Here is a 23,481-nt window from a genome sequence, read left to right on the forward strand (position 1 = left end):
GCGACATAACCGCGATTGGTTCTCCATCTAAAAAAATGTTCTATTTCGTGTATTTCACTACAGATTTTCTCTCAATCCTGATTTGAAAGAGAAAGAATTTCAACATCGGACACACAATCTACATTAATTGTAGCTTTCGTTTTGTTGTAAAGTGCCGCATAATCAGAAGCCCACCAAGTTGGCATAGCAAACTGTAGGATGTACATTTTTACGTCATCATTGACATAAAAGGACTTTAAACAGCCCGAAACTACAAAATACTCTTTTTCAACGTCCTGACTTTCACTAATAATAGTTTGCCCTTTTTTAAAAGTTTCTGTTTTAAAATGCGAAAAGAAATAATCAAACTGTTCGTCTGTTAAGGTGACAATTTTAGAAACATGTTCTTTTAATAAAGATTTGGCATCCATAGCTGAAGTTTTAATAAAAGTAAAAGTAATAAATATTAAAACGGACAGAGCCGATTATTTTCTATGGTTTTTAAAGTAAGAAACAAAAAAGGAAAGTCTGTTTTTTCAGAAATGATATTTTACGGTTGAGTCGTTAAAAATGATCATTCAGTTATATAAAAAATGCTTGAAGCCTTTATTTAAGCAATTTTGCGCAAAAGCTTAATTATATTCTATGAATTCACCTCTTACTATAATCGCCGCAACAAATTTTTCTGCCATTGCCACTAATGCAGTTAATTATGCCGCTGGGCTTGCAAAAGCTACAGGAGCAAAATTAGTTTTATTTAATTCATTTTCGCTGAGTGTACACAGTGCAAACTCGCATATTACTGCAGATGCAATGCAGAAACAGATTGACAAAGCAATTTCTAGACTAGAAAATTTAGCCAAAGAAATAGCAGATTCGTTTAAAATTGAAACAGCCGCAATTTGCACTTATTCTTTTTTGGAAGATGAGCTTCCAAAAATTATCAAGGAAACCAATGCAGATGTTGTGGTAATGGGAATGGCAGAACGTTCTTTTGAACAAGAATTACTAGGAAATTCAACTACAACAGCCATTAAGAATCTTCAAATTCCAGTTTTGGCAGTTCCTGAAAATGCCCATTTCTTGAATATCAAAAAAGTATTGTACGCTTGCGATAGTTTGAGTTTTTCGGCTATTAAAAAGTTTAGCTGGATCAAAAATGCTTTGGGAGATTTTGGAGCAGAAATCGAATTTTTTAGCGTAGACGAAAAATTGGACGATTTGAAAGAAGAACAGCACAGAATTTTAATGAATTCGAATATCGAAAAAGAATTTGAAGACGTTAAATATTTGTATAAAACCATAAGATCGAATGCGGTGATTAACGAAATTAAGAAAGAAATAAAAAATTATGAGGCCGATTTGCTAATTATGGTGCCTCAAAAATACGGTTTTTGGGATTCTTTGGTTCACAGAAGCAAAACTAGAATTTTGGCAGCAGGGCTAGATATTCCATTATTGTCGTTTCCAAATTATTAAAGATTAATTTGTTTTAAAAACAATGATATAAAAATTACAAGGTTTTTTTGAAGAAATTTTATCAAAATAAATTTTAACAGATTTTTTTTGATTTTAGGGATTCTATAATTTTTAGTGCTTGATGCCGAATTTCAAAAATATATTTTAACATTTAAGGCAGTTTTGTTAATTATTCTTAATTGTCTGCTAGTTTCAGATTTTTTTAAATTAATTTTGTGGCACTCTAAAAACTTAAATGCAATAGGTTTTTTTATCAGTATGGCAGCAGCTATAATTGGGAATTATCTACAAACTGAAATAGCATTGTATGATTTTAAAAATAAGATAAATTAAAGATTTTATTCCAAAGTAATACCGAGATAGCACTTGGTGTATATTTTTAATTTATTTTAATTGGATTTTGTATAATGATTTTAGCTTGTTCAGGTTTAAAAAAACAATATTTCTCAATAAATGATATTGCCAGCAGATTTAATCGGCTTTTTAAGAAATACCACTCTGTTTCCTGCATCAGTTCTTAATTGAGCTGAGCTGAAAAAAAGAGAAAAAGTATTAAGCATTGCGTTCTAAGAGTACAAAGCTTAAAAAAAAATAAAAACAATGAGCGCAGTTATTACAGCAATAGGTGGTTTCGTGCCATCATCAATTTTGACCAATAAAAAGATTTCAGAAACTGTTGATACATCGGAGGAATGGATCATTAAAAGAACTGGAATTAGAGAACGTAGAATCGCAGACGACGACACAGCAACATCTGATCTTGCCGCAGCAGCGATTGAAAATCTTATCGAAAACTATAAGGTAGATCGCGAGGAAATAGAAGCGCTGTTGGTAGCGACAGCAACTCCAGATCATATTTTAGCGCCAACAGCAAGTATTGTTTGCGATAAAAGCGGACTTACAAATGCTTTTGGAATTGATATGAATGCGGCTTGCAGCGGATTTTTGTATGCGCTAGAAATGGGAGCAAACATGATCGAAAGCGGTCGTTACAAAAAATTAATCATCGTTGGAGCAGATAAAATGAGCTCTATCGTAGATTATGAAGACCGTAATACTTGTATTCTTTTCGGAGATGGAGCAGGAGCAGTTTTGTTAGAAAAAACAGAATCTGATGCTGGTTTAATGAAAACGATTCTAAAAACGGACGGAAGCGGAGTTTCTTCTCTAGCTGTACCGGCTGGAGGTTCTAGAAATCCAACTTCTATGCAGAGTCTTTTGCACAGAACACATTATTTAAAACAAGACGGTGCTTTTGTATTTAAAAGAGCCGTTGCAGCAATGAGTCAAGTTTCGCAAGATGCTTTGGCAAAAAATGAACTAGAAGCAGATAAAATTGATTGGGTTGTGCCACATCAAGCAAATTTGAGAATCATTAATGCTGTAAGCGAAAGCTTGAATATTGATTTTGACAAAGTAAAAGTAAACATTGATCGTTACGGAAATACAACATCTGCAACAGTTCCGTTGTGTTTATGGGATTTCAAAGATGATTTTAAAGAAGGACAAAATGTATTGATCACTACTTTTGGTGCAGGATTTTCTTGGGGTGCAACGTGCTTAAAATGGGGCGTTATGCGTGAGAAAAATCCAACTGCTACCATAAAAGCAGACAAAAAAGAAGAAGGTGTTCTAGTAGAACACTAATAAGATAGGATTTTTCAATTTTTACAGTTGAGGGAATAAATGGGGAGAAAGAACCAAAATAAAAAAACAGGCAAGAATTTTTTCTATAAATACTACAGGGTTATAGTGATTCCAGCCGTTTTTTTGGTCTATCTTTCGTCCTATTATTTTCTAAATCCATATAGGAATTTTGAAGAGGAAGGTTTGCTCGATTTAGATCAGACCTTCGATATCTTCATCATTTTGCTTTACTGCGCCATCCTTACAGAACTAACTTTGTTTGTTGGCCGAAAATTAAACTACTACATAAGTTGGGAGCAAAATCCAGCATTTAGAGCAATAGCACAGTTTATTTGTCTTATTGCTGGAAATATACTTTTAAACTACTTTTTTTCTTGCCTTTGGGATTATTTATACCCTTGTACAGCGCTGGAAGAAAATGATTTGGTTACCATTTGGCAGTCTAAAATTATGGCAGCGATTATCTCGCTTTTCATTAGTGCCATTCATACCGGAATATTTTTGCTAAACAGATGGCGCTTAAACGCTATTGAAACGGCCGAATTAAAAATTAAAGCGTCAGAACTTCAAGAATCGGTAACACGTTCAAAATTGGAATCTCTTAAGATGCAGTTAGATCCGCATTTTGTGTTCAATAACTTCAGCACTTTGACCGAGCTGATTTATGAAGATCAGAAAGAAGCGGCTTCGTTCTTAGAAAATATAACGAGAGTATATCGTTATATGATTTCCAATTCCAATAAAGATACCATTACTGTAAAAGAGGAAATAGAATTCCTAAATGCTTATTTTTATTTACTAAAGAAAAGATTGGGCGATAAAATCGATTTGAAAATTGAAGTTGATTCTCCTTCTTTAGCACTTCATTTACCGCCATTAACCTTGCAGTTGTTGGTAGAAAATGCTGTAAAACACAATATGGCCACTTTGGCCAATCCGCTTACTATTACTGTTTTTTCTGATTCTGGTGATATTATCGTTCGAAATAACTTGCAGAGAACCGCTGGAAAAAGCTTGGCTTCAACAGGAATAGGAAATAAAAACATCGAATTTCGTTATAAAATTTTATCTGAAAGAATGCCGATTTTTAATGAATCAAGCAGCTATTATGAGGTACGTCTGCCATTAATTTAAAAGTTATGAAAATTTTAATTGTAGAAGATGAAAGTATTAATGCCAGTCGACTAAAAAGGCTGCTCGAAGAACTAGAACCCAACTGTGAGATTTTAGGAATCATTGATACAGTTGTGGATACAGTCGAATGGTTAAAATCAAACCCTTGTCCAGATTTGATTACAATGGATATTCGTTTAGCCGACGGATTAAGTTTTGCCATTTTTGACGAAATTACTATAACTTGCCCTGTAATTTTTACTACTGCATATGACGAATATGCGATTCGTGCTTTTAAGGTAAACAGCATCGATTATTTGATGAAACCTATCGAAAAGAACGAATTGGAGTTTGCCTTAACCAAATTTAAATCTTTAAATAAAAACGAAACCAGCGTGACCAATATCGCCGGAATTCTAAAGGAACTGATTGAAAAACCAGTTTTCAGAATGCGCTTTTTAGTAACCTATCGTGACGGCTATAAAAGCGTAGACGTTTCCGATATAGACTTTATATATTCGGAATTCAAAACCAGTAATTTATTCCTAAAATCAGGCGTAATTATTTCGATTCCGCAAACTATGGAAGAACTGGAGCAGGAATTAGATCCAAATATTTTTTTCCGCGCCAACCGTCAGTTTTTCATTCGTGCAGAAAGCATCAAATCTATTGCGAACTACTTCAACGCAAAACTCAAAATCCAATTAAAATTAGATCCCGAACGGGAGGTAATCATCAGCAGAGAAAAAACACCTTTTTTTAAACAGTGGATGGATCGCTAGAAAAGGTGCTAAGGCTCTGAGGTTTTTTGTATTGCCACGAATTTTTGCCGCGAAGGCGCTAGGACGCAAAGTTTTTTTTGCCACGAATTCACGAATTTTTTTGATACGAAGATGCGAATTTTTTTTGCTACAAATTCCACGAATTTCCGCTAATTTTTTCCTGTGTTTATGATGTTTTGCTCTCATTTTTGTCATTTCGACGAAGGAGACTCGAGCGATAGCGAACAGGCGAAGCAAATCTCCACAAGTAGCTCCGCAATCTATAGCCAATCTTTGTAGAGTTTCTCGCGGAGATTTATTTCATCCGTTCACTATCGCTTGGGTCTCCTTAATCAAAATGACAAACTTTGTGTTTTATCATTCTTGCTGATAAAAATTCGAGAAATTGTATCCACAGTATTTAACAAAACAATTTTAATTAGAGACAATTCGTGAATTCGTGGCAAAAAAACTTTGCGAGATTCCTTTTCCTTTATTCTTAAAAAAAACTTCGAGCCTTAGCGCCTTTGTGGCAAAAATTAGCAGAAAAAAAACTTAGCGCCTCAGCGTCTTTGCGAGATTCCTTTTCCTTTATTCTTAAAAAAAACTTCGAGCCTTAGCGCCTTCGAGGCAAAAATTAGCAAAAAAACTTAGCGCCTCGGCGTCTTTGCGAGATTCCTTTTTCCTTTATTCTTTAAAAAAACTTCGAGCCTTTGCGCCTTTGTGGTAAAAATTAGCAGATAAAAAACTTTGCGTCTTAGTGCCTTCGCGGCATATCCGTTTCAGTATCAAAAAATGCCGTTTGGGTAAAGTTCTTCCCTAAAAAACGGGTTTTGATCTGTTATTTTGCGCCCAAATTTGAGGTAATTCATTTAAAAATGAAAAGTAAAATGACAAAACAGTTTTTTAAAAATAATAAAGCAATTGGCAGGATTGCCATTTTATTAATAACCATTTCCCTTTCTTCATGCGGAAAAAGCGGAGAGGCACAAATGGCTCCTCCAAAGCCAGAAGTAGACTTTCTTCAGACTAATTCGGCAACAGGAGAAGTAGAAAAGAAATATCCAGGAACAGTCGAAGGTACAGTAAACGTTGACATAAAAGCACAAGTATCAGGCTATTTGGAAGCCATTTATGTAAAAGAAGGAGACTATGTAACCAAAGGACAATCCCTTTTTAAAATAAAAGGCGATGTTTACGCCGAACAAGTAAACAATAGTCGCGCAGCTTACAAAAGCGCTTTGGCCAATCAGGCAAATGCAAAACTAGAAGTAGAGAAAATCAAACCTTTGGTTGAAGGAAAAGTTTTCTCAGACATGCAGTTAAAAACAGCGCAAGCCAATTACGAGGCCGCAACTGCACAAGTAGCACAGGCTAAAGCCGCTTTAGGATCATCTCAGTTAAATGCCGATTTCTCTTTGATTAAAGCTCCTGTAAGCGGCTATATTAGCCGTATTCCAAACCGTATCGGAAATTTGGTTACGCCAAGCGATGCCGTTCCGTTAACGACACTTTCAGAGATTAACAGTGTATTTGTTTATTTCTCTTTAACAGAAGCAGATTATCTGGCTTTTTCGAAAGACGCAAAAAACAATCAGACCGTAAGTTTAATTATGGCCGATGACAGCGAATATGATCAAAAAGGAAAACTAGAAGTGGCCAGCGGAAACATCGATCGTGCAACGGGAACAATTCCCTTAAAAGCCATCTTTCCAAATCCGAAAAAAGAATTGCGTGCGGGCGGTTCGGCAAGAATTGTCTTGAACAAAAGTTTGTCATCTGTAATTACAGTTCCAATGGCAAGTGTAAAAGATATTCAGGATAAATTTTTTGTTTTTGTTCTAAAAGAAGGAAACAAAGTAGGCATGGTTCCAATCGAGATTGCAGGAAGCGCTGGAGCAGATTATTTTGTAAAATCTGGATTAAAACCTGGAGATAAAGTGGCACTCAATAACATCGATGTCCTTTTTGATGGTATGGAAGTCGTTCCAAAAATCGCTGCTAAAAGCGCAAGCAGTAAATAATTTTTCATTCAATAAAATAACATTTCCATGTTAAAGAAAATAATAGACAGGCCAGTATTGGCCACAGTTATCTCTATTGTACTAGTTATACTGGGGATTATAGGTCTTACCCGATTATCGGTAACGCGATTCCCAGATATTTCGCCACCAACAGTTATGGTAAGCGGTTCGTATCCGGGAGGAAACAGTGAAACCGTTATCCGTTCGGTAGTAACGCCTTTAGAAGAGCAGATTAACGGAGTTGAAAATATGCAGTACATTAAATCTACTGCGAGTAATGATGGGTCTTTTTCGATCAGTGTCATTTTCAAACAAGGTGTAGATCCAGATCAGGCTGCGGTAAACGTACAGAACAGAGTACAACAAGCCACTCCAAAATTGCCTCAGGAAGTTATCCGTATGGGATTAACGACTTCAAAACAGCAAAATAGTATGATTGTTATCTTCAACTTATATACAGATGATAATAGCAAATATGATGAGTTGTTTCTGCAGAACTATGCCAATATCAACTTAGTGCCTCAAATGAAACGTGTTCCGGGAGTAGGACAGGTTCAGATTTTTGGGCAAAAAGATTATTCGATGAGAATCTGGCTGGATCCGCGTAAAATGGCTAATGCAGGTTTGGTGCCTTCAGATGTAACACAGGCCATTGCAGAACAGAGTTTAGAATCGGCTCCAGGTAAATTGGGAGAAGAATCTTCGGCGGCATTAGAATATGTAATTCGCTACAAAGGAAAAAAGAACAAGCCAGAGCAATATGAAAATATTGTGGTTAAAAACGTTGGCAGCAATGTTTTGAGACTTAAAGATGTTGCAAGAGTAGAATTTGGTTCTATTTCGTACAGCGGTGACAATAAATCGAATAGTAAAAATGCCGTTACAATGGCCATTTTACAAACTTCGGGTTCAAATGCTAATGATATCGAAATCGGAATTAATAAAGAAGTAGAACGATTGTCTAAATCTTTTCCTCCAGGTATCAAATACGTTAACGTAATGAGTACCAAAGAAAGATTGGATGAAGCCACAGGTCAGGTAAAATCGACTCTTTTTGAAGCTTTTATTCTGGTATTTATTGTAGTATTCATTTTCCTTCAAGACATTCGCTCGACGATTATTCCAGCTATTGCAGTTCCGGTTGCGATTGTGGGAACGTTTTTCTTCCTTTTGGTTTTCGGATTTACGATTAACATCTTAACGCTTTTTGCGTTGGTATTGGCAATTGGAATTGTGGTCGATGATGCGATTGTAGTTGTCGAAGCGGTGCACAGTAAAATGGAAGAAGACGAAGGAATTTCGGCCAAGGAAGCGACACACAGCGCCATGGCAGAAATCACGGGAGCGGTAATTTCGATTACTTTGGTCATGTCGGCGGTATTTATTCCGATTGGTTTCATGACTGGATCTTCGGGGATTTTCTATAAACAGTTTGCTTACACATTGGCGATTGCAATTATCATTTCTGCTGTAAACGCATTGACGCTTACGCCAGCATTATGTGCGCTTTTGCTTAAGAATCACGGATCTAAACATGGTGATCACGAGCACAAAACTACTTTTAAAGACCGCTTTTTCGTCGGATTCAATACAAGTTTCAACAATTTAACGGGTAGATATATTAAAGGTGTACGTTTTTTAATTGGAAGAAAATGGATTGCGGCTGGTTTAGTGGCTGGAATTACAGCACTTGCCGTGTACATGATGACATCAACCCCAAAAAGTTTTGTGCCTCTAGAAGATGATGGTTTCATGGTATACAGTTTATCAATGCCACCAGGAACGGCTTTGGATCGTACAACAGCTGTCATTCAGAAATTAGAAAAAGAATTAGCTCCTATAGAAGCGATTGATGTGAATACGAGTATTACAGGATTTAATATTTTGAGTAATAGTGCCAGCCCCGCTTATGGTTTAGGTTTTATCAAACTGAAGCCGAAAAAAGACAGGGGAGCAGTTAAGGATATTGAAGAAATCATGAATATCGTAAACGGTAAACTGGCTAAAATTAAAGAAGGTCAGATTATGGTTTTCAGAATGCCTCCAGTTGAAGGTTTTGGGGTAACGAGTGGTGCTGAGATTGTGTTGCAAGATAGAATGGCGAGAAGTCCAGAAACTTTAAAAGCTATGTCTGATAAAGTAATCGGACAGATTATGCAGCAGCCAGGAGTGCAGTATGCGTATACGACTTTTAGAGCCGATTATCCGCAATTGGAATTGGAAGTTGATGAAGATAAAGCGCGTCAAATGGGCGTAAATATCAAGGAACTTTTAGGAAATATCCAGACGTATTTTGCAGGAGATCAATCGGCTGACTTTTCGAGATTTGGTAAGTTTTACCGTGTGAATGTAAAAGCGGATGGTATTTTTAGAATGGATGAAGATGCGTTTAATGAAATTTTCGTTAGAAATGCCGATATGCAGATGGTTCCAGTAAAATCGATTGTGAAGTTCCACAAAGTTTACCGAACCAGAATCGGTAAATCGTTACAACCTTTATAATTCGGTGAACATTACAGCTATGGCATTGCCAGGTTATAGTAACGGACAAATTATGGGAAATCTGGAACAAGTTTTAGATAAACTTCCATCTGATTATACGTACGAATGGACAGGTTTAAGTTTGGAGGAAAAAGCAGGAGGAAGCCAGACAGTTGCCATTTTTGGGTTGTGTCTATTGTTTGTATTCTTCCTGCTTGCTGCTCAATACGAAAGTTATTTATTGCCACTTGCCGTATTACTTTCTATACCTACAGGAATTTTAGGAGCTTTCGCCGGAATCAAAGCGGTTGGTCTAGATAACAATATTTATGTTCAGGTCGGATTAATCATGCTTGTCGGACTTCTAGCTAAAAATGCCATTTTGATTGTAGAATTTGCTTTGCAGAGACGTCTTGCTGGATTGACGATAGTTGAAGCTGCAATTGAAGGTTCCAGATCAAGGTTACGACCAATTATCATGACTTCGCTAGCTTTTATTGTAGGTATGATTCCGCTAATGTTTGCTTCTGGAGGAACTGCAGTTGGAAACCGATCAATCAGTGTGAGTGCTGCTGTCGGAATGTTTAGCGGTGTTGTACTGGGGGTTTTTGTGATTCCGTTGCTTTTCATTGTATTTCAATATTTACAGGAAAAAGTATCTAGAAAAAAGATCGCAACTCAAGTTCAAACGATAAAAGAATAAGAATGAAAACATTATATAAAATCGGAATGGTTTTACTTACCGGAGCGATCATGACATCGTGTGTGGTAGGCAAAAAATATTCTCGTACAGATTTAAATGCTCCAGAAAAGTACCGCGAAGAAGTCGCGGTTACTGGAGATACAGTTTTGCTTCCGTGGAAAAACTATTACAAAGACCCTTTGCTGATTGCTTTGATTGAAAAAGCTTTAGTCAAAAACAATGAAGTTATCATTGCTATGAAAAGCATGGAACAGCTCGACCTCAGTTATAAACAAGCCAAATTATCGTTATTACCCACACTAGATTTCGATGCTGGAGCGAGCCGTTCTTATCCATCAAAAAATTCTTTGAATGGATCTTTGAGTCAACAGTTTATTGGTAAAGATTATATGGATGACTATAGTGCTAATCTTCGTCTTTCTTGGGAAGTCGATATTTGGGGAAAGGCAGCCATGCAGAAAAGAGATGCTAAAGCGGCTTATTTTGCTCAAAAAGAAAACCTTTCAGCATTAAAGACTCGAATTATTGTTCAGGTAGCGCAGTCTTATTACAATCTTTTAGGTTTAGATGAACAGCTGAAAATTGCAGAAAAAAACATCGAACTGAGTACGAATACTTTGAGCATGATGCAATTGCAATACAAATCGGGTTCTATTAGTTCTTTGGCAGTAAACCAAACTGAGGCTCAGAAAAAAACGGCTGAATTGCTAGTGCCTTTAGCGAAAGCGAATATTGCGGTTCAGGAAAATGCTTTGCAGATTTTATGCGGAGAATATCCAGATAAGATTGAAAGAGCTGGAAATATTGATGCTGCCGAAGTTTCGGTACTTTTTCCAACAGGAATTCCAGCTTCACTTTTAAGCAGAAGGCCAGATGTAAAAGCGAGCGAATATGCGGTAATATCTGCCAATGCTAAAACGGGATTAGCAAAAGCAACGATGTATCCGACTTTAAGTCTGAGTCCGTCGATTGGTTTGAACTCTTTTGAATTTGAAAACTGGTTTAATTTTCCAGGTTCTGTTACCAAAACTATTGCGGCCAATTTAGCGCAGCCTATTTTTAGAAAAAAAGCCTTGCGAACAGCTTATGAAGTTGCGGTTTTAGAACAAGAAAAAGCGGTTGTACAATTCAAACAGTCTTTTATAACAGCAGTTGGCGAAGTAAATGATGCCATGTCTAGATTAAAATATGCAGACGAACGAATTGTTTTAGCAAAAGATAAAGCAGAATCTCTAGATAAAGCAACTTCGGATGCTTCTTTGCTTTATAAGAGCGGAATGGCCAATTATCTTGAAGTGATCGCAGCGCAGGACAGTTCGCTTCAAAACGAATTGGATCTGGTAACCATAAAACTCGAAAAACTGAATGCAGCAATTAACCTGTACCGTGCTTTAGGAGGCGGAGTAGAGTAGTACTTAATTTTTCTTAATTCACCATTACTATAAGAAATTATAGAGATGGTGAATTTTCTTTTGAATTGATTTTATCTGATTTATGGACAAAATTACTTTTACCCCATCAGAACTTTATAGCTTGGTTTGGAAATTTCCAATTCCGCAGATTGCAAAACATTATGAAGTTTCCAGTATGGGAATTAAAAATGCTTGCGAAAAAATGAATATTCCGCTTCCTAAAAGCAGACACTGGATTGGACCCGCATATAAGAGAAAAAATGTTCCTCAACTTTCATCGGATTTTAAAGGAAATAATGAAATTGCCATTTTAAAAAAGACGTACGAAATGCAACTTCGAGTTCCTTCAAAATCTACACCTTTGCTTGATTTGGCTCAAAGCATCAAAAACGATGTTTATGCTCCGTTGACCATTAGCGATAAGCTAGAAAATCCGTTTGAGATTATTACGGCAACCAAGCAATATTGGGAACACAAAATTTTAAATCAAGATATTCAACCAGATAAATTAGAGATTTTAGATTTAAATGTTTCTAGAGAAAACGTAAATCGGGCTTTGCTGTTTATGAATGCTTTAATCAAACTGATTCAATATCGCGGACATGAATTTAGAAAAGGTCTTGATGGTTTGGATACAATCGTCTTTAAAAATGAAAATGAAATAAAAATCGATTTAAGAGAAGCGCAGAAAAGAATGACCAAAACAGGTTTAAGAGAAACTTCTGGCTACATTTTTACAGGCGATTTCATTTTTAGAATTTCAAGAGGATCTAATAAAAAAGAATGGCGCGATGGCAAGATTTCTTTAGAAAATAATCTTGCATTAATTATGGCTAAAATAGAATTAATGGGCGCCGAAGATTAATTTTTTTTATCTAAATTCCTTTTTAAATACTAACTCAAAGCTAAGTCCATTTTCATTTTTAATCGCTAAATCTCCTTCAAGCGTATTGCTTAAGCCGTTTATAAGTGTCATTCCGAACGAATTGCTGTTTTGCAACTCTACAATATCCTGTATGCCGATTCCATTATCAGAAATAAATAACTTATAGCAGTTTTCTGAAATCTCAGATAATGAAAGTCTGATAATGCAATTTTCAGTATCCTTAAAAGCATATTTTATCGAATTGGTAATTACTTCGTTGATAATTAAACCCAATGCAATGGCTTGCGAAATATCCAATTCGATCGCATCAATTTTCACTTCAAAATGAATGTATTCGGCATTAAAAGACTCTTTTAGATACTCAACCAATTCGTTGCAATAATCGGGCATATCAATCATAGAAACATTGTCTTCCTTATACAGTTTTTGATGGATCAATGACATCGCATAAATTCTGTTTTGGCTGTTTTTTATGGTAGAAATCGCCAAATCATCTTTTAAATAAGAAGATTGAGAATTAAGCAGGCTAATGATGGTTTGAAGATTGTTTTTTACCCGATGATGAATTTCTTTCAAAAGCCATTCTTTTTCTTCGACCAAACGCTCCAATTTTACATTTTTTAGCTTAATTTCTTTTTCTTTTAACTGAAGACGGCTCGTGCTGCGCTGTTTTATTTTGGCTCTGTTGTACAATAAAATAATGATAATCAGCAATAAAAATAAACTGCTTATAGAGATTATATTTAAAAGTTTGGACGAATGCAATTCACGTTTCTGAAGATCGGTCTGCTGTTTTAAAGATTTTATATTTTGTATTTTGGCACTTGTTTCAAACTTGAATTTCAAATTTTCATAATCTAGGTTTTTACGCATGTTATCCATCGAATCTTGAATTCGAGTATAGTTTCTCATGTGTTCGATCGCAGAAAAATACTTTCCGTTCACGGAGTCAATTTTGAATAAAGTAAGTTCCAAAACATAATGGCTAAAACCCTCTGTATTACGAGTTGTAGCAAGAATGCGATTGGTTATTTCTTCTGCTTTTTGAGGTTTGTGAATTTTGACATAAAACAGCGCCATAATCGAAGTACAGGTCGCGACATCTTTGCGCGTTTCTGCTGAATTTAGTTTTTTTGCAAAAAAATCAAGTTTTTCATAACAAGCTTCTGCTTCTTTCAACTTTCCTAATTCTTCATAACAGCGCGCCTTAAGCTGATTTAGGATCATATTATCCAAATCATTTTTTGGAGGGTATTTTTTAGAGTTGCTTTCCAGATATTTTAATGCTTCTGCGTATTTAGAATTATCCATTAATGCCCTTACAGAACCAAAAAAACTTTTGTACCAAGTCCCCGCATTAATTTCTCTTTGATTGTATTCAATTCCTTTCTGATAAAATTTAATAGCATCGTCATAATAGCCCGTGCTGTTGTAAATATTGCCGAGGCGTATGTAAAAGCTATCTGCAAAAGCATAATCTTTTGTTTTCTCCATCGAGCTAACGCTCCTTAAAGCGTAATATAGCGCATCTTTAAAATTATTGTTGAATAAATCAATATACGAAATAGTCGTTTCGGTATATTGTGTGTATAGAAAACCAATTTTTTTCTGAAGATTAAGACTTGTAAGGAGTTCTTGTCTGGCCAATTTCATTTTACCAGTCCAAAAATGAACCGGAATTATTTTCATATAGGTTTCAAGCTCTTTTTCTTTGTTGTCTAATTTTTTATAAATAGCCAAAGCCTCAGCTAGAATAACTGCTTTTTCTTTGTTGCTATCTGGCATAAACGTGCCTTGGTTGTCAATAGCTTCTGCTAATATTTGTTCGTTTTGTGTTTTTCTTGCGGCATTAACCAGTTGCGAAAAAATGGTGCTGCTCAGTTGTGGTTTGTCTGCTTGGTAATAATATTTGGCAAGAAGATATTTAGATTGAAAATGCCACTTTTGAATTTTAGATTTTTCTGCCAGTTTTTGGGCTTTATTAATATACAAAAGCGCATTTTTTAGATCATCTTTTTTCGCGCCAGCTTTAAAAAGATAAAAGCTCCCAATTTGCAAGGACAGTCTAATTTGATCGACTGTATTTAATCTTGGCAATAGCAATTCTGCTCCACGAGCGTAATTATTGGTAATTAAATTATTTCCCGGAAAGTTAGATCCATCATTAAAACCTTCATCATTGGCAAGCGTGTACGGAAGTTTGTGCGCTTTGCTAGCCAAAATCATCGCGCTGTCAATATCTATCGAACCTTGATTAACGTTACGAAGATAAATAGCGACATTGTGCAGCATCAATCTATCTTTCTGAAGCTTAAGTTTATTGGATTCATTTTGGCTAAAAGTGGTTGTGGTAAAGAAAGTTAGTAAAAGTAAGAAAATTACTTTTTTCATGTTTAGGATTGTTTGGAGGAGTAAAACTAAGGGATTTAAAAGTGTTTAGAAAACATTTTTATAGATAATTTATTGCTCCGAAGAAGAATTATGTTACAAAGTAATCATAAAAAAGCTGTCTAGAATTTAGACAGCTTTTTCAAAATTGTAGAAGCCGATAGCGCGGATTTGCAATCCGTGCCCGCAACAGTGAGACATAATGCAAATTATCAAAAACGATTATCTTTTAAGGGCACGGATTGGAAATCCGCGCTATCGGGGTTTATTCATCAATAGAGTATTCGTTTATTTTCTTTTTTAGGCCATCCGCCAACGTTCTGGCTACAGCGGGTTTGGGATTAAATTAAGATATTCTTCTGATTTGTCAAATCATCCCAAACACAACAAACCAACTTTGAATTAAGCCAATTGCTTAAATCCATTGTACGTTCGTTTTTTATTTTCTATTTTGAAGGTTTTTCAAAATGGAATCATTCTTTTTTTTGCAAATTCTGTTTGCATTTGAAAATTCTTTATATTATTATTATTATTATTATTATTATTATTATTATTATTATTATTATTATTATTATTATTATTATTATTATTATTATTATTATTATTATTATTATTATTCCCAAACATTATTAGAATTAAAGTCTTTTATATTTATAAATTCGATAACCTTCTTTTTGTTCAAATCCATTTACAACGTAACCTAATCCTAAAATATCGTTGACAATAATTGCCATATTCATTCCAGTTGGGTCATTTAACTCATCAGAAATTAGAAGAGTTTCTTCATTGTTTTTAAAGTTCTCTTTAATATATTTTTTTGCGTTTTCTATTGTTGTAATAGGCTTGTTGTTTTCTTGATTTATCATTTGTTCAACCTTTTTTGAGTTACAAGATATAAGTGCTAATATTAAAAGAAATAATAAGTTTTTTTTCATTTTATGTTTTTTTCGTTTCTGTATAGGTAAAATAACTCACAACTATTATATACTACCGACAATATGAGACCCATTACAGCAAAATAGAGTAGATAGTCCTAACAAAAGTCAGTTTTTACAATCACTCAAATATAAAATATTTTCCTATAAAAAATCAAACCATTTTAATTTCCAAAACAAAAAAAGCCATCCCAATTTGGACAGCTTTTTCAAAAAAGTAGTTGTGTTATTCGGGATTAAACCCAGTTTAGCATTTAAATTAATTAATTTTAACCAAATGCTCTTCAATAGCAGCTCTTTGAGATTCGTATTGAGCTGGAAGTTTTAAGTTTTGACCTAATTCTTCTAAGCTTTCGTCGACTGTAAATCCAGGATTATCTGTTGCAATTTCAAACAAAACTCCGCCTGGTTCTCTGAAATATAGAGAGTGGAAATATTGTCTGTCAATTTGCGGAGTAATCTGCAATCCGTAGTCTTCGATTTTTTCTCTGAATTTCATTAAAATTTCATCGTTTGGTACTCGGAAAGCCACGTGGTGAACAGTTCCGTTTGCATTTAAACCGCGTTTTTCTTCCGGTAGTTCTACCAAGTCAACAATTGCAGCATTTTCTACAGCATCTGTAGCATAACGGTAACGGTTTACATCTTGGTCAATCAATTTATAACCAAAAATATCAGTTAAGATAGCCGCAGTTGGTTTAACGTTGTTTAAAGTCAAAGTTATGTTATGAAAACCTTTTGTAGCCACATCTGCTTTTACTTCGTCAGTTTCCCAAGCTTTTCTGTTATCGTCTGTTTTAGATTCGATTAATTCCAATTTTAATCCGTCTGGATCTAAGAAAGTCAAATATTTTTCACCAAACTTTTCAGCTGGTTTATTGTAAATTACGTTGTATTTTTCGAAACGTTTTTGCCAGAAATCAAGACTTCCTTTAGGAACAGAATATCCAATTTCAGTTGCCATTCCAGAACCTTTTCTTCCTTGCTGAATTCCGGCTCCCCAAGGGAAAAAGGTTAAGATAGTTCCTGCGCTTCCTACTTCGTCACCAAAGTAAAAGTGGTACGTTCCTGGATCGTCAAAGTTCACTGTTTTTTTAATGAATCTTAATCCTAAAATTTTTGAATAAAAGTCAAAATTGCGTTTAGCGTCACCTGCAATTGCAGTAATATGGTGTAAGCCTAAAATTTTATTTTCCATGGTATTTTTTATATTAAATTGTTATTGATTTTTCTTTTACAAATTTACGGCGGTTATGCTTCTGCATCGATTAACCTAGATTAAGAAATAAAAACGCACTGTTTTTTGAAAACATCAAAAGCAAATCAAATAACATTCCGATTTAATAAAGGCTTTCAAAACAAGGCTTTGGGAGAAGTACAAGATTTTAGAACCTACGATATATCGTAATTTTATGATTTAAAAATGGCATATTTAGAAAATCTATACTTGTTTACTAAATGCTATTCCTTATTTTTACGCTATCACTGCCAAAATACCACAATAAATACCGTTTATGGAAAAGCCTATAGATAAAGCTGCGATCGCAATAAACCGATTGCAGGAAAGAGAAAAGGAACAAATGATTATTATGTCTATTTGTACAGCACTTTCTCGGGCTTTAAACAAAAAGGAACTAGAATCTGTTGTGAACGGAATATTAAAAGATAACTTCCAATTTGATGATTTTATTTTGGCTTCTTCTGATGAAAGCAAAGGAGATTATTTCATTTTTCATTCAACAGATCAATATGTAGATTCAAAAAGTTATGCTATAAATGATGGCTTTTTTGATGATTGTATTAATTCTGCTGATGTAGTTTCTTCCGATTTATCAAATTCAAAGTATCCAGATTATATTCAGAACATTTATAAAAAAGGATCTAAAAATGCATTTGGGATTGGACTTCCTTATATAAAAGGAAATCGAAATGTTCTTTTTCTTTTTTTTAAAAATGCTAAAACTTTCAGCAGAGAATCGAATCGCGTTTTGAAAGGAATTGTGATGCAGCTTTCTATTACAGTGAGAAACATTATGCTGACGCAGCAAAATGAAGATACGCTTGCTGAGTTGCAAATATTGAAGCAAAATATTTTAGGAAAGAAAGAAAAAAACATTCAGAAAAAGGAAGGTTTTCACGGAATTATAGGAACTAGCGATGCTATGAAAGACGTTTGTGAATTGATTGCTCAAGGAGCCTCTTCAAATTCTACGGTTTTAATTTTGGGAGAAACTGGAACCGGAAAAGAATTGGTAGCAAGTGCAATTCATAATTTATCTGAAGTTTCCAACCAAAAAATGATTAAGGTAAATTGCGCTTCAATTCCTGAAAATTTAATCGAAAGCGAATTATTCGGTCATGAGAAAGGCGCTTTTACAGGAGCAACCGAACAAAGAATTGGTAAGTTTGAGCAAGCCGAAAACAGTACGATTTTTTTAGACGAAATAGGAGAGCTGCCATTAGAATTGCAAGGGAAACTGCTTCGTGTTTTACAAGAAAAAGAAATTGAACGCGTTGGAGGAAACAAAAGCATAAAAGTGAATGCTAGAGTGATTGCCGCAACCAATAAAATACTTGAAAAAGAAGTTTATGGCGAGCGTTTTAGAAGTGATTTATATTTTCGATTGAATGTTTATCCGATAAAGCTTCCTGCTTTACGCGACCGTAAAGAAGATATTCCGGTTTTGGGACATTTTTTCTTGGAAAAGCATGCCACAAAAATGGGAAGAAATGTAAAACGGTTTTCTAAAAAAGTACTCAACAGTATGATGACTAACGCATGGCCCGGAAATGTACGTGAGCTGGAGAATATGGTAGAAAGAAGCATCTTGTTTGCCAAAGATGAAAAGATCAAAGAAATGATTTTTCCTGAAATTGTAATGGCTAGCCCAGATACTTTAGTCAATGAATTTTATACCAAAACCCTTCAAGAAGTAGAGAAGGAGCACATTCTAAAAGTCATAAAAAAATGCAACGGACGAATTTCAGGACCGCAAGGCGCAGCTGTTTTACTCGGTTTACCGTCTACAACATTAACTTCTAGAATGAAGAAGCTAGGAATTAAAAAAGAGCATTTTTTGGATTGATTTTTTTGACAGCGTAAAACTTTGTCAAAGTTTTAAACTTTGACAAAGTTCGACAGAACTTGAAACTTTGAACCTGAAACCTGAAACCTGAAACTATTTAAACCAACTTTATAAAAATAGATTTTCTCAGTTTAGGTTCCATATTTTTGGTTTTGTGACCTTTTCCTGTGGTATCTTCTACCAATAAAATAGAGCCTGTATTGAATGTTCTTTTTTCTCCTAATGAAGTTTCAATTTCTACGCCTCCTTCCAGCAAAACAATGTATTGGCGATCTGGAGCATTATGAAAATCGTAATCGTAAGAAGGACTAACTTCTCTAAAAACGATCGATTTCACAGGTTTATCATCAGATAAAAATCCGATATCGCCATTGTTTTTCAACGGAACTTCAAAATCTTCAAAATGACTTTCTCCATTGGCATCGCTGTAAACACGAGTTATCGTAATCATTATTTTTTATTAAAAATTAATGCGTTGGCACAATTTATTTCGTCTTGGCTGATCGTATGTCCCATATTTGGGTAGATTTTTTTAGTAACATCTGCGCCCATTTTTTCCATAAGCGCTTCAGTCTCATTGACTCTTTCTACAGGAACGTGAAAATCGGGATCGCTTGTTCCGATAAAAACAGGTGTATTTTCGAAGTTTCCTGAGTAATGATTTTCATAAACTTGATCACCAATTAATCCGCCTGTGAAAGCCACGATTCCGCCATATTTTGCTGCATTTCTTGTAGTGAATTCTAAAGCAAGACAAGCGCCTTGAGAAAAGCCTAAGAAATAAATATTCTCTTTTTCGATTCCGTTTTGCTGTATAGCGACCACAACTTTATGTATGGCTTCTAATGAATTTGAAAAGGATGGCTCGTTTTCGTTCAAAGGAGCTAGAAACGAATACGGATACCAAGTTCTATTTTCTGCTTGAGGCGCAACCAATGCAAAGTCATCTACTTTAAGATGTTTTGCAATCGAAAGAATATCATGAGCGCTAGCACCGCGTCCGTGAATTAGAATCAGGGCTTTTTTAGCTTCATTTAAAGGAATACCATCTGTTAAAATATCTGTATTCATAGTTTTTTGTTTTAAATTATTAGAACAGCGAATTAATGTTTCACGCAGATTTAAAGAGATTTTAGCAGATTTTGATTTTAAAGAATCTGCATTATCTGCTAAATCTGCGAGAGAAAAATCGGTCATCAGATTTACTCCACTTTATCAAGAATTATTTCTTCCAGATATCTTCGTATTCGTCCGGATGTCTTTTAAATTGCGCGTGAACGTAAGGGCAAAGCGGTAAAACTTTTAGGTTATTGGCACGTACATAAGAGACCATTTCTTCTAAAAGTTTCTTAGCATAACCTTTTCCTTCTTCTTCTGGCTCAACTCCTGTGTGGTAAACCGTCAGTAAATCTGGTTTGATGCTTACAGTCATTTCTCCTAGTTTTTTATCATCTACATAGAGATTAAAAGCACCATGTTTTTTCTCGTCTAATTCTAGTTTTATTGTTTCCATATATTTTGTTTTTTATAGCTTGTGAAATTTAACCGCAAAGGCGCAAGGGTTACGCAAAGTTCGCGAAGTTTTACGCAAAGTACGCTAAGATTTTTTTAAAGAACTTAAGCTAGATCTAAATATTGAGTTCGCAAAGGTTTGTGCGGATAAAACTTTATGAAGACAAAGCTTTATATACACAAAGCCTTTGCGAACTTTTAATTTTCAATTAATCTTTATTAAAACTTAGCGTACTTTGCGTAAACCTTAGCGAGCTTTGCGGTTAAATCTGCGGTTAAATAAAATTTAATTATATCCTTGTTTTATACCTAATTTTTTCATTTTTGAATACAAAGTCTGCGGTTGCAGTTTTAAAAGTTCGGCAGCGCCGCCGATACCCGAAACTTTGCCATTGCACATTTGAAGCGCATTCATAATATGTTCTTTTTCCATTTCTTCCATCGACTTTATTTTATCTGTACCGATTTCTAAAGAGACAATAGGGGCAATGGAAGATAAATTAAATTTTTCGATTTCGTTTGTTTTGGCGAGAAGTACATTTCTTTCAATCAAATGCTCTAATTCGCGTATATTTCCTGGCCAGTTGTAATTTTTTAATTGTTCTAAGGCTTTTGCGCTTATACTGTTTACGTTTCTTCTCGAAATTGCGGCATATTTTTTCAGAAAATAAGTAGCAAGCATTTCAATATCTTCTTTTCGTTCTCTTAAAGAAGGCAATTGTATCGGAAACACATTTAGTCTGTAATATAAGTCCAATCTAAAGCGGCCTTCTGCAACTTCTTTTTCAAGAATTTTATTGGTCGCCGCTACAATGCGAACATTAATTTTAATTGTTTTATTGCCTCCAAGACGCTGAATTTCTTTTTCTTGCAGAACTCGTAATAATTTAACTTGAGAGTCAAGAGGTAATTCTCCAATTTCATCTAGAAAAATAGTTCCGTTATTGGCTTGCTCAAATTTACCGATTCTTAACGCATTGGCACCTGTAAAAGCGCCTTTTTCATGTCCAAAAAGCTCAGATTCTATTAAAGATTGAGGTAAAGCGGCGCAGTTTACTACTACAATCGGATGAGAGTTGTGTGCCGAAAGTTCGTGTATGGCGTTTGCTGCTCTTTCTTTTCCTGTACCGCTTTCGCCTAAAATTAAAACAGAAGTTTCAGTTGGAGCGACAATTTTTATTTTTTCAATGGATTCTTTTAGGAGAGGACTCTGACCAATAATTCCTTGAATTTCTTGAGTTTCTGGATTTACATGCGTTACTCCCAAATCTTCTTTTTCTTGATTAAATCGATATCTGGCAATATCCAGCATTACAACAAGATCTTTTTCTCTAAAAGGCTTTACCATAAACCCGTACGGATGTGTAGCTTTTACAGCTTCAAGTGTACTTTGATTGGTATTTGCTGAAATATAGAGAAAAGGCAGATTTTTTTGGCGAAGTTCCCAAGCTAAATCAATTCCAGTCAATTGGCCTTTTAAAATGATATCAAGCAGAATCCAGTCAGGGCTTTTTTCTTCGATTAGTTTTCGAGCCTGAGCTACAGAGGCAGCAATACCAACAACTTGATAACCCGCTTTATGCAGCATGATTTTTAAATCATTTGCAACTATAAATTCATCTTCAACAATTAGTAGTTTCTCCTTCATTACATTGTTTGTATAATTTCAGAATTTTCAGGAATAGCCAAGAATTTGGAGTTTTTTAGAAATTTCTTTTTGGATTGATTTTAGAATTCCCTTTTGAGAAAAGGGAACTAAAATCATTTTTTAAAGATACTATATTATCAGAAATCTGCAATCCGAAAATGTGGGTTTAACTAGCTTTTTCGGTGGTATAAATAGCAAATAATCATGGCTGCTCCGGGTAGAATTAGAGTTCCTAATCCGAAAAACTTTCCTGCAACTGCTCCTAGAAAACATCCAACAAGAAATCCGATTAAGGTTATAAACTGTTTTTTAAAACTTAAAAGAACTTCTGCATCTTTAAACCCATTTTTTAATAAACTTCCTAAATCAAGAGAAGCTTGGGTCACATTTCCTGTCATCATAGTGGTTGGTCCGTAGGTTTCTTTAGCATAAAGTTTTCCAAAAGCATTCTGAAGCCCCATTGCAAAAACTGTTGTCATAGCAACCGTATACATGGTCCGATTGTTCGAAGTTTTGCAAATAGCCAAAAACGTATGATGCAATACCGCTTAAAACCAATATTATGCCTTCCCAAAATAAAATGGTGTAGCGATTGGTTGCTTTTAGCGCAATTCTTCCTCCTGTAATTACCGCAATAATGAAAACAGGAAAAGTAAGCAGTTTTACCCAGGCATGAAGGTCTGAACCTTTTACAATCTGATAGGCAAAAACGATAAAGTTACCTGTTACGTGCGCCGAAAATATCGAATCGGCTGCGACAAAAGTTACGGTATCGCAATACCCTGCTATTATGGTGAGAAGCAGGGTTACGTACCAAATATTTTTTTGTTGAATTTCCATAATTTGTTTTTAGTTTAAATGTGCACGAAGCATCCATGCCATTTTTTCATGATTTTCTACAAGACCGGTGATAAAATCGCTAGTTCCTGCATCTTGCCATTCGTTAGCAATAGGATTAATATTCTCTCTAAGATAAATAATAATGCTTTCGTGATCTAAAAGCAATTCTTTGATAAAACCATTACTATCGTTTTTCTCTTTTAATTCTTCTGTTAAATGCGTCAGCGCTAGAAAATCTTTTAAAGTCGCTGGAGTATAGTGGCCTAAAGCTCTAATTCTTTCTGCAACGGTGTCTACAATTTCGTCAATTGCGTCGTATTGCTGTTCAAAGAAAAGGTGTTTGTTGTAAAAATCTGGGCCTTCAACGTTCCAATGCGCTCTTTTTGTTTTGGTATAAAGTACGAATTCGTCTGCAAGAATTTTAGTTAATACATCAACAATTTTTGAGATGTTTTCTTGTTTAATTCCGATGTTTGTTTTCATTTTTAAATTAGGTTTAATAAATAATATTTGTGTTAAGGGTAATTAAATTAACACATAGAAACATAGATTTTTCTTGTTTTTGGAAAAGAATAAAGAAAGAAACT

Annotated in this window: 19 protein-coding genes and 1 pseudogene; 9 read left to right on the plus strand and 11 right to left on the minus strand. The window is 34.8% G+C overall.

Going from position 1 to position 23,481, the window contains the following annotated elements; genetic code table 11:
- Nucleotides 1-71 precede the first annotated feature (71 nt).
- The gene (locus ACPWTF_RS23820) at nt 72-410 is read right to left on the minus strand and encodes a Crp/Fnr family transcriptional regulator (protein ID WP_427873578.1); all 339 of its coding nucleotides are present in this window, start codon (nt 408-410) and stop codon (nt 72-74) included.
- 214 nt (nt 411-624) lie between these two features.
- Here ACPWTF_RS23820 and ACPWTF_RS23825 point away from each other — a divergent pair, with 214 nt between their 5' ends.
- The 8 genes and pseudogenes from ACPWTF_RS23825 (at nt 625) to ACPWTF_RS23860 (ending at nt 12,464) form a co-directional block, all read left to right on the plus strand.
- Nucleotides 625-1,458: a universal stress protein gene (locus ACPWTF_RS23825; protein WP_427873579.1), complete on the plus strand. Its 834-nt coding sequence runs from the start codon at nt 625-627 to the stop codon at nt 1,456-1,458.
- A gap of 600 nt (nt 1,459-2,058) precedes the next feature.
- The gene (locus tag ACPWTF_RS23830) at nt 2,059-3,105 is read left to right on the plus strand and encodes a beta-ketoacyl-ACP synthase III (RefSeq protein ID WP_095929132.1); all 1,047 of its coding nucleotides are present in this window, start codon (nt 2,059-2,061) and stop codon (nt 3,103-3,105) included.
- Between the two features lie 183 nt (nt 3,106-3,288).
- A complete protein-coding gene (locus ACPWTF_RS23835) occupies nt 3,289-4,239 on the plus strand; it encodes a sensor histidine kinase (protein WP_427873582.1) in 951 nt (316 codons plus the stop codon).
- 5 nt (nt 4,240-4,244) lie between these two features.
- Complete coding sequence (locus ACPWTF_RS23840) at nt 4,245-5,000, plus strand: LytR/AlgR family response regulator transcription factor (protein WP_427873584.1); 756 nt, start codon at nt 4,245-4,247, stop codon at nt 4,998-5,000.
- 857 nt (nt 5,001-5,857) lie between these two features.
- The gene (locus tag ACPWTF_RS23845; protein WP_427873586.1) at nt 5,858-7,003 is read left to right on the plus strand and encodes an efflux RND transporter periplasmic adaptor subunit; all 1,146 of its coding nucleotides are present in this window, start codon (nt 5,858-5,860) and stop codon (nt 7,001-7,003) included.
- Nucleotides 7,004-7,030: 27 nt separating this feature from the next.
- Nucleotides 7,031-10,187, plus strand: a pseudogene (locus tag ACPWTF_RS23850) (efflux RND transporter permease subunit).
- 2 nt (nt 10,188-10,189) lie between these two features.
- Nucleotides 10,190-11,599, plus strand: a complete 1,410-nt coding sequence (locus tag ACPWTF_RS23855; protein WP_427873588.1) for an efflux transporter outer membrane subunit — start codon at nt 10,190-10,192, stop codon at nt 11,597-11,599.
- Between the two features lie 82 nt (nt 11,600-11,681).
- Nucleotides 11,682-12,464 (plus strand): hypothetical protein, encoded by a 783-nt coding sequence (locus tag ACPWTF_RS23860; protein ID WP_427873590.1) that lies wholly within the window; start codon nt 11,682-11,684, stop codon nt 12,462-12,464.
- A gap of 6 nt (nt 12,465-12,470) precedes the next feature.
- Here ACPWTF_RS23860 and ACPWTF_RS23865 read toward each other — a convergent pair whose 3' ends face one another.
- The 3 genes from ACPWTF_RS23865 to ACPWTF_RS23875 form a co-directional block, all read right to left on the minus strand.
- A complete protein-coding gene (locus ACPWTF_RS23865) occupies nt 12,471-14,876 on the minus strand; it encodes a histidine kinase dimerization/phosphoacceptor domain -containing protein (RefSeq protein ID WP_427873592.1) in 2,406 nt (801 codons plus the stop codon).
- A 632-nt stretch (nt 14,877-15,508) separates the two neighbouring features.
- Nucleotides 15,509-15,808: a hypothetical protein gene (locus tag ACPWTF_RS23870; protein ID WP_427873594.1), complete on the minus strand. Its 300-nt coding sequence runs from the start codon at nt 15,806-15,808 to the stop codon at nt 15,509-15,511.
- Nucleotides 15,809-16,067: 259 nt separating this feature from the next.
- Nucleotides 16,068-17,006, minus strand: coding sequence for a ring-cleaving dioxygenase (locus tag ACPWTF_RS23875; RefSeq protein ID WP_095929140.1), 939 nt, complete (start codon nt 17,004-17,006; stop codon nt 16,068-16,070).
- Nucleotides 17,007-17,322: 316 nt separating this feature from the next.
- Here ACPWTF_RS23875 and ACPWTF_RS23880 point away from each other — a divergent pair, with 316 nt between their 5' ends.
- Nucleotides 17,323-18,894, plus strand: a complete 1,572-nt coding sequence (locus ACPWTF_RS23880) for a sigma-54 interaction domain-containing protein (protein ID WP_427873596.1) — start codon at nt 17,323-17,325, stop codon at nt 18,892-18,894.
- 97 nt (nt 18,895-18,991) lie between these two features.
- On the opposite strand, the gene ACPWTF_RS23885 is transcribed toward ACPWTF_RS23880, so the two are convergent.
- The 7 genes from ACPWTF_RS23885 to ACPWTF_RS23915 form a co-directional block, all read right to left on the minus strand.
- Complete coding sequence (locus ACPWTF_RS23885; RefSeq protein ID WP_427873598.1) at nt 18,992-19,345, minus strand: hypothetical protein; 354 nt, start codon at nt 19,343-19,345, stop codon at nt 18,992-18,994.
- A complete protein-coding gene (locus ACPWTF_RS23890) occupies nt 19,345-19,965 on the minus strand; it encodes an alpha/beta hydrolase (RefSeq protein WP_250835931.1) in 621 nt (206 codons plus the stop codon). The genes ACPWTF_RS23885 and ACPWTF_RS23890 overlap by 1 nt, the downstream gene beginning before the upstream one ends.
- 151 nt (nt 19,966-20,116) lie before the next feature.
- A complete protein-coding gene (locus ACPWTF_RS23895; protein WP_427873600.1) occupies nt 20,117-20,407 on the minus strand; it encodes a GNAT family N-acetyltransferase in 291 nt (96 codons plus the stop codon).
- A 285-nt stretch (nt 20,408-20,692) separates the two neighbouring features.
- Complete coding sequence (locus ACPWTF_RS23900) at nt 20,693-22,054, minus strand: sigma-54-dependent transcriptional regulator (protein WP_427873602.1); 1,362 nt, start codon at nt 22,052-22,054, stop codon at nt 20,693-20,695.
- Nucleotides 22,055-22,224: 170 nt separating this feature from the next.
- Complete coding sequence (locus ACPWTF_RS23905; protein WP_427873604.1) at nt 22,225-22,515, minus strand: DUF1275 family protein; 291 nt, start codon at nt 22,513-22,515, stop codon at nt 22,225-22,227.
- Nucleotides 22,478-22,894 (minus strand): DUF1275 family protein, encoded by a 417-nt coding sequence (locus tag ACPWTF_RS23910; protein ID WP_427873606.1) that lies wholly within the window; start codon nt 22,892-22,894, stop codon nt 22,478-22,480. Before ACPWTF_RS23910 ends, ACPWTF_RS23905 begins: the two co-directional genes overlap by 38 nt.
- Nucleotides 22,895-22,903: 9 nt before the next feature.
- Nucleotides 22,904-23,377, minus strand: coding sequence for a Dps family protein (locus ACPWTF_RS23915; RefSeq protein ID WP_379799661.1), 474 nt, complete (start codon nt 23,375-23,377; stop codon nt 22,904-22,906).
- Nucleotides 23,378-23,481: the final 104 nt, after the last annotated feature.

The organism is Flavobacterium sp. MMS24-S5, from assembly GCF_050320125.1.
Taxonomy (GTDB): Bacteria; Bacteroidota; Bacteroidia; order Flavobacteriales; family Flavobacteriaceae; genus Flavobacterium; species Flavobacterium tyrosinilyticum.